At 70.2% G+C, this 5,188-nt stretch carries 6 protein-coding genes; 5 read left to right on the forward strand and 1 reads right to left on the reverse strand.

The window, feature by feature from the left end; all coding sequences use genetic code 11:
* Positions 1–88: 88 nt before the first annotated feature.
* Positions 89–1,222 (reverse strand): C40 family peptidase, encoded by a 1,134-nt coding sequence (locus N4P33_RS32345; protein WP_260830505.1) that lies wholly within the window; start codon positions 1,220–1,222, stop codon positions 89–91.
* Positions 1,223–1,739: 517 nt separating this feature from the next.
* On the opposite strand from N4P33_RS32345, the gene N4P33_RS32350 reads away from it, so the two are divergent.
* The 5 genes from N4P33_RS32350 to N4P33_RS32370 form a co-directional block, all read left to right on the forward strand.
* On the forward strand, positions 1,740–2,495 hold the full coding sequence (locus tag N4P33_RS32350; RefSeq protein ID WP_006143159.1) for a site-specific DNA-methyltransferase: 756 nt from the start codon (positions 1,740–1,742) through the stop codon (positions 2,493–2,495).
* A 253-nt stretch (positions 2,496–2,748) separates the two neighbouring features.
* Complete coding sequence (locus N4P33_RS32355) at positions 2,749–3,291, forward strand: DUF4913 domain-containing protein (protein ID WP_061915836.1); 543 nt, start codon at positions 2,749–2,751, stop codon at positions 3,289–3,291.
* Complete coding sequence (locus N4P33_RS32360) at positions 3,288–3,773, forward strand: hypothetical protein (RefSeq protein WP_260830506.1); 486 nt, start codon at positions 3,288–3,290, stop codon at positions 3,771–3,773. Before N4P33_RS32355 ends, N4P33_RS32360 begins: the two co-directional genes overlap by 4 nt.
* A gap of 18 nt (positions 3,774–3,791) precedes the next feature.
* On the forward strand, positions 3,792–4,490 hold the full coding sequence (locus tag N4P33_RS32365; protein ID WP_260830507.1) for a hypothetical protein: 699 nt from the start codon (positions 3,792–3,794) through the stop codon (positions 4,488–4,490).
* Between the two features lie 16 nt (positions 4,491–4,506).
* Positions 4,507–5,188, forward strand: a 682-nt coding sequence (locus N4P33_RS32370) for a hypothetical protein (protein ID WP_260830508.1), incomplete at its 3' end; no start/stop codon positions are given.

Below are 5,188 nucleotides of genomic sequence, written 5' to 3' on the forward strand. Positions count from 1 at the left end.
GAGGGGAAGCAGAGGGGGTGGGGAGATGCGCTCGGGGCGCGGGAGATCGCCGCGGCGGCCGGCCTGGAGCGGTGGCCGGGCGGTGGCGTCAGATGACGCGGCGGGCGGCGAGAATCGTCCAGTCCTTGATCGGGGTGATCCGGACCGGCTTGGTGGTGCGCGGTGCCTCGATCACGAGGCCCTCGCCGATGTACATGCCGACGTGCTCGGGACGGCTTGCGGTACCGCGGCTGAAGATGAGGTCACCGGGCTTGAGCTGGGCGGGCGAGACTGCCTTGCCTTCGTTGACCTGCGTGTACGTGGTGCGGCTGAGGGTGACGCCGGCGTGTGCGTACGCCTGCTGCATCAGCGAGCTGCAGTCGCAGCGGCCCATCGGGTCCGGGCCGTGGGCGTTGGTGCAGGATCCGCCCCACTGGTAGAGGGTGCCGAGCTGGTGCATCGCCCACTCGATGGCCTTGCGCGCCTTCGGGTCGGCGTCCTTGGGGATCTTGTATCCCTTCGGGACGCTGCCCTCGGGGATCGGACCGAAGCCGGAGCCGTCCTGGCCCGGAGCGCAGCCGGTGGTGCCGGCTCCTGAGTCCTTGCCTGGCTTCGGGTCCTTGGCGTCCTTGTCGTTTCCGGCGCCGGGGAAGGTCTTGGCGATGGCTTCCTGCAGCGCGGTGGCCAGGTGCTCCCACTGCGCGTAGGCGTCCGGCAGGCCGGACTGCTGGACGGCTTGGGCGGCCTGGGTGACGGTCATCTGCTGCCAGCCGTGCACCTTGAGCAGGTGCTTGTAGAACTGCTCGCTCGCGTACGTCGGGTCACGGATCTGCTCGGCGGTGCCCCAGCCCTGGGAGGGACGCTGCTGGAACAACCCAAGGCTGTCCCTGTCGCCGTAGTTGAGGTTGCGCAGCCTCGACTCCTGCATCGCCGTGGCGAGCGCGATGACCTGGCCCTTCTTGGGGACGTCGAGGCTGATACCGGTGGCCACGATCGTCTGGGCATTGGGCACCTGCTCGGCGGGCAGGTCCAGGCCCTCGACGTGGACGTTCTTGCCGGACGCCCCGTCGAGGATCTTGGTGACCTGCTCGGCGACCTTGCCGGTGTTGATGTCGTTCAGGCAGATGAGGGAGCTGCTGCTGCTTTGAACGGCGTCCGCGGAGGACGCCATCATCATGCCGGTGCCGGCGAGCAGAAGCGGGGAGAGGAAGACGACGCCGATGCCGGCGGCGAGCGCCTTCAACCGGAGCGGACCGCTCGTGGGTCAGCGAGGTCGGGCAGGGGTGGGTAGCGAGACGTCATGAGCGTGTCCTTCGGGGGTGCGGTGTCCGGCGTGCCGCGTGCGCGAGGCGTGGTGGAAGGGCGCGGCGGCCGGGGTGGGCGATCAAGGCGGACCGATGTGGGGCGAGTTGCCGCTCGCTCCCAGCTGGCCGGGCCGTGAGCTAGGTGTGCCGGGGCAAGGGGGTACCTCCGTGAGGTGTGGCGGGGGAGTAGCCAGCGGCGGTGTGCGCCGGGCGGTTCAAAAACAGTAGATGCGGATTGGCGGTTGACCAAAAAGCTGGCGCGAGGTGCCGGAATCCGGCACCCTCGCACGGCACTTCTTGGTCGTCGGCCAATTCGCCTCTACAGTTTTTGGACTCCCCCTCGCCTCCTCGGTCCGCGGCCCTGGGCTTCTGCATGCCCACTTCCGGCCTGCGAGGACTCCTGTGCGAGGCGGCTAGTTCGACTCCGTGAATCCGCACCCGATTAGGGGCCCCTCTTTGCCTTTTTCCCTTCACCAGGGCGACGCCCTGGCCGTTCTCTCCGGTCTTCCGGACGGCTGTGTCGACTCCGTCATCACCGACCCGCCGTACAACAGCGGTGGCCGGACCGCGAAGGAGCGCACCACCCGCTCCGCGAAGCAGAAGTACACCTCCGCCGATGCCAAGAACGACCTCGCAGACTTCACCGGCGAGAACATGGACCAGAGGTCCTACGCGTTCTGGCTGACGCAGATCATGACCGAAGCGCACCGTCTGACGAAGACCGGCGGGACCGCGCTGCTGTTCACCGACTGGCGTCAGCTCCCGACGACGACGGACGCGATCCAGGCCGCCGGGTGGCTGTGGCGCGGCGTGCTTGCCTGGCACAAGCCGCAGGCCAGGCCGCAGAAGGGTCGGTTCACCCAGAACTGCGAATTCATCGTCTGGGCCAGTAAGGGGCCGATCGACGGCTCCCGGAACCCGGTCTATCTGCCCGGCATGTACTCGGCGTCGCAGCCCTCGGGCGCGCAGCGCCGGCACATCACGCAGAAGCCGGTCGAGGTGATGCGCGAGCTGGTCAAGATCAGCCCCGAGGGCGGCACGGTCCTCGACTTCTGCGCCGGCTCCGGCTCCACGGGCGTGGCCGCTCTGCTGGAAGGCCGGGACTTCATCGGCGTGGAGAAGACCGAGCACTACGCGTCGATCGCGGCCGACCGGCTCACCGAGACGATCCGCGAAACCCTCACGCAGGACGACGTGGACCTTACCGGCTGAGCCCCGTCCTTGCCTGCTGCCAAGGCGACCGGCTCCCCAAGCGTGGCCATCGGCGAAACACCGCCGCAGTGGCCGTGCAGCTCGCCGGATGGGACGCGCGCAGACGCTTCCGTCCTTTTCTCATCCCGTGTCTCGTAGGAGGCCGAGCTTTTCAATGCCCGAATCAACTAAGTCGCCTGACGATGGCGAGTTGGAGCCGGTTCGTATTCCGGATCGACAGCTGGAGGGAATCGAGGCGAGCGTGCGGCGGCTCATGGAGCAGTCGGCGCAACAGGCTCAGCAGCTCGACCACCTCGCGTCCGCCCCGCCGCCCAGCGGATCACCGTTCGCCGCCTTCGGCATGCCAGGACTCGGCGGGCCGCCTCCCGCCGCTCCACCGGAGCCCCGCCCGATCCTGGAACTCGACGGAGAAGAACGCGAGGACGAACTCGACGCCCTGTCCGACTGGGTGGATGACTTCTTCCTCCCGGTGTACGGGGCGGAGGTCACCACCGCGGCACCCTGGTGCCTGCAGTGGCAGGAGCACGACGACGTCGTGGCCTGGCTCCACGCCCTGTGGCTCGCCTACCAGCAGCACAAGGATCCCGAAGCCGGGCTGTCCGGCCTGTTCGTGTGGCACCGGGACTTCCTCACCCACGCCGTCGCGGCGATCCGCGCGCCGGGTGGGCCGCTGTCGGCCTGCATGACCTCGCCCGACCGGCCCGCGCACCGCCTTCTGCCCGGTCCGCCGCCGTCCGTGCGCACGGAGACGGCGAACACGACACAAGCCGCCGAACCGGACGAGCCGACGTCATGACCGCGGGAGCGGGACAGCCCGCCTTCGGACTCAGTTTCGACCCCCGCGCGCTGACCGATCTCCTCCAGGCCCCCAGCGACATCCGCGACCTCACCCTCGCCTACCTGCAGGAAGTCGTGAACGCGCAGCGCTTCGGCCTGCGTCTCGACGGTGACCTGGAGGGATTCCGGAAGCTGTTCGTGGACTCGCGCAAGGACTGGCGCGTCGTCTACGGCGTCCGCCCGGCACCCGCGGAGTCCGCGCATCCCAAGGAGATCCACGTCGTCGCCATCCGGCCGCGAGCAGGCAACGACGTCTACGACGAGGTCGGCCGCCGCCTGGGGATGACCCGCCGGCCGCTGAGCGCCCGCACCCACGCGGCACGCTCGCGTTCCCCGCAGCTGACCACCCGCGCTTCCGTGCCCCGGCCCGGTCCGCCGCCCACCGCACTGCCGGGGCTGCCCCGTCCCGCCCCAAACCCCGCGCACCATCACACCCGCTGAACGCACCGAGGTCCGCCTATGCCCCCTCCACCCGCGTCGACACCAGGTCGGCGCGCGGTCTCCCCGCTCGACCACCGCCTCCAAGCCGTCACCGGGCACGACATCGACACCCTGTGGGCCTACCGCGACCGCGGCGTCCTCGACGAGCAGCACGCCCACCTGGCCGACCGGCACCGTGAACTGGCCAAGGCCCAGACCAGCGTCACCTTCTACCTCCGGCTCCTCAACCGCCTGTCCAGCGGCGAGTTCGACGTCGACAGCGCCCTGTTCACGCGCATCGACCGCACCGTGGACCAGCTGGAAGAGGCCGCCGCCGCGCGGGACGCCGCCGCCCGGGCGGTGCTCGCCGCCCTGGAGCCCATCGAAGCCGCAGCGGCGGCTTCCGCGCCCGACGCACGGCAGCTCTCGACGGATGACCAGGCGGCGCTGCTCGCCATCGCCGGCGGCGCCAAGCTCTACGAACACCTGCTGACCGGCCGGATGTCCGTCACAGCCGCCTCCGGTACCCGCATCCCCCACGCCAAGCTGCAGCAGTTGGAGGACGCCGGCCTGGTCGTCCGGGACACCGGCCACCCCGTGCACGCAGGCCAGCCGGTCGCGCTCACCGACGCCGGACGGGCCGCGCTGTTCGCCGCCCGCCGGGCTCCCACGGTGCAGGCGCCGAAGGTCCCGGCTCGCCCCGGCGCATCGCGGCCCACCCCGGCGCAGCGGCGCTGACTTCACCGAAAGGCCCTTGTTGTCTCCCACCGACCCGGCGCCGGACCGGAAGTCCCTCCGCGAAGTCGACTTCGACCTGGACAACCTCGACGCCGACGAGGAGAAATACCTCGACTTCTACCGCAAAGTCGCCGTCCACGAGGACATGCTCGTTCCCCTCGCCGAACACCACGACGGCCCGCACAGCTACTACGTCCTATTCGACCGCACCGCCACCTGGGGACACCCCGGCATGCCACAGGTGCTCGCCGTGCATCTGCAACGGGACCACGAGAAGCGGACGTTCAGCTTCGAGCATGCCCCTCTGCCGCTGCCCGCGATGGCACAGTCCTGGCTCATCCACCGTGGCTGTCCGCCCGATGCCATCGCCCTCGCCCCGCTGGGCCCGCCGCCGGCGGACGAGGCCACGCGAGCCCTGGAGCGACGCCTCGCTGGCGACGGCGACCACTACGCCATGGGCTACTCCTACACCAGCGACGACCCGGACGACATGGTCATCGTCGTGGCCCTGCGCGCCCTGGACGAGCGAGCCCCCTCACCGTTCCGCGTCGTGGTCGAAGAGGTCGACACCGAGACGTGGACGCACACCCTGCGCGAGGGCGGCTTCGACACGCTCGGCGAGGCACTGCAGTGGTGCGACGACCGCCTCACCGGCCAGGCCGGCCCTCTCCCGCCGGTCCGCCCCGCAGCCGCAGCCG

The organism is Streptomyces sp. 15-116A (genome assembly GCF_025290915.1).
Lineage (GTDB): Bacteria > Actinomycetota > Actinomycetes > Streptomycetales > Streptomycetaceae > Streptomyces.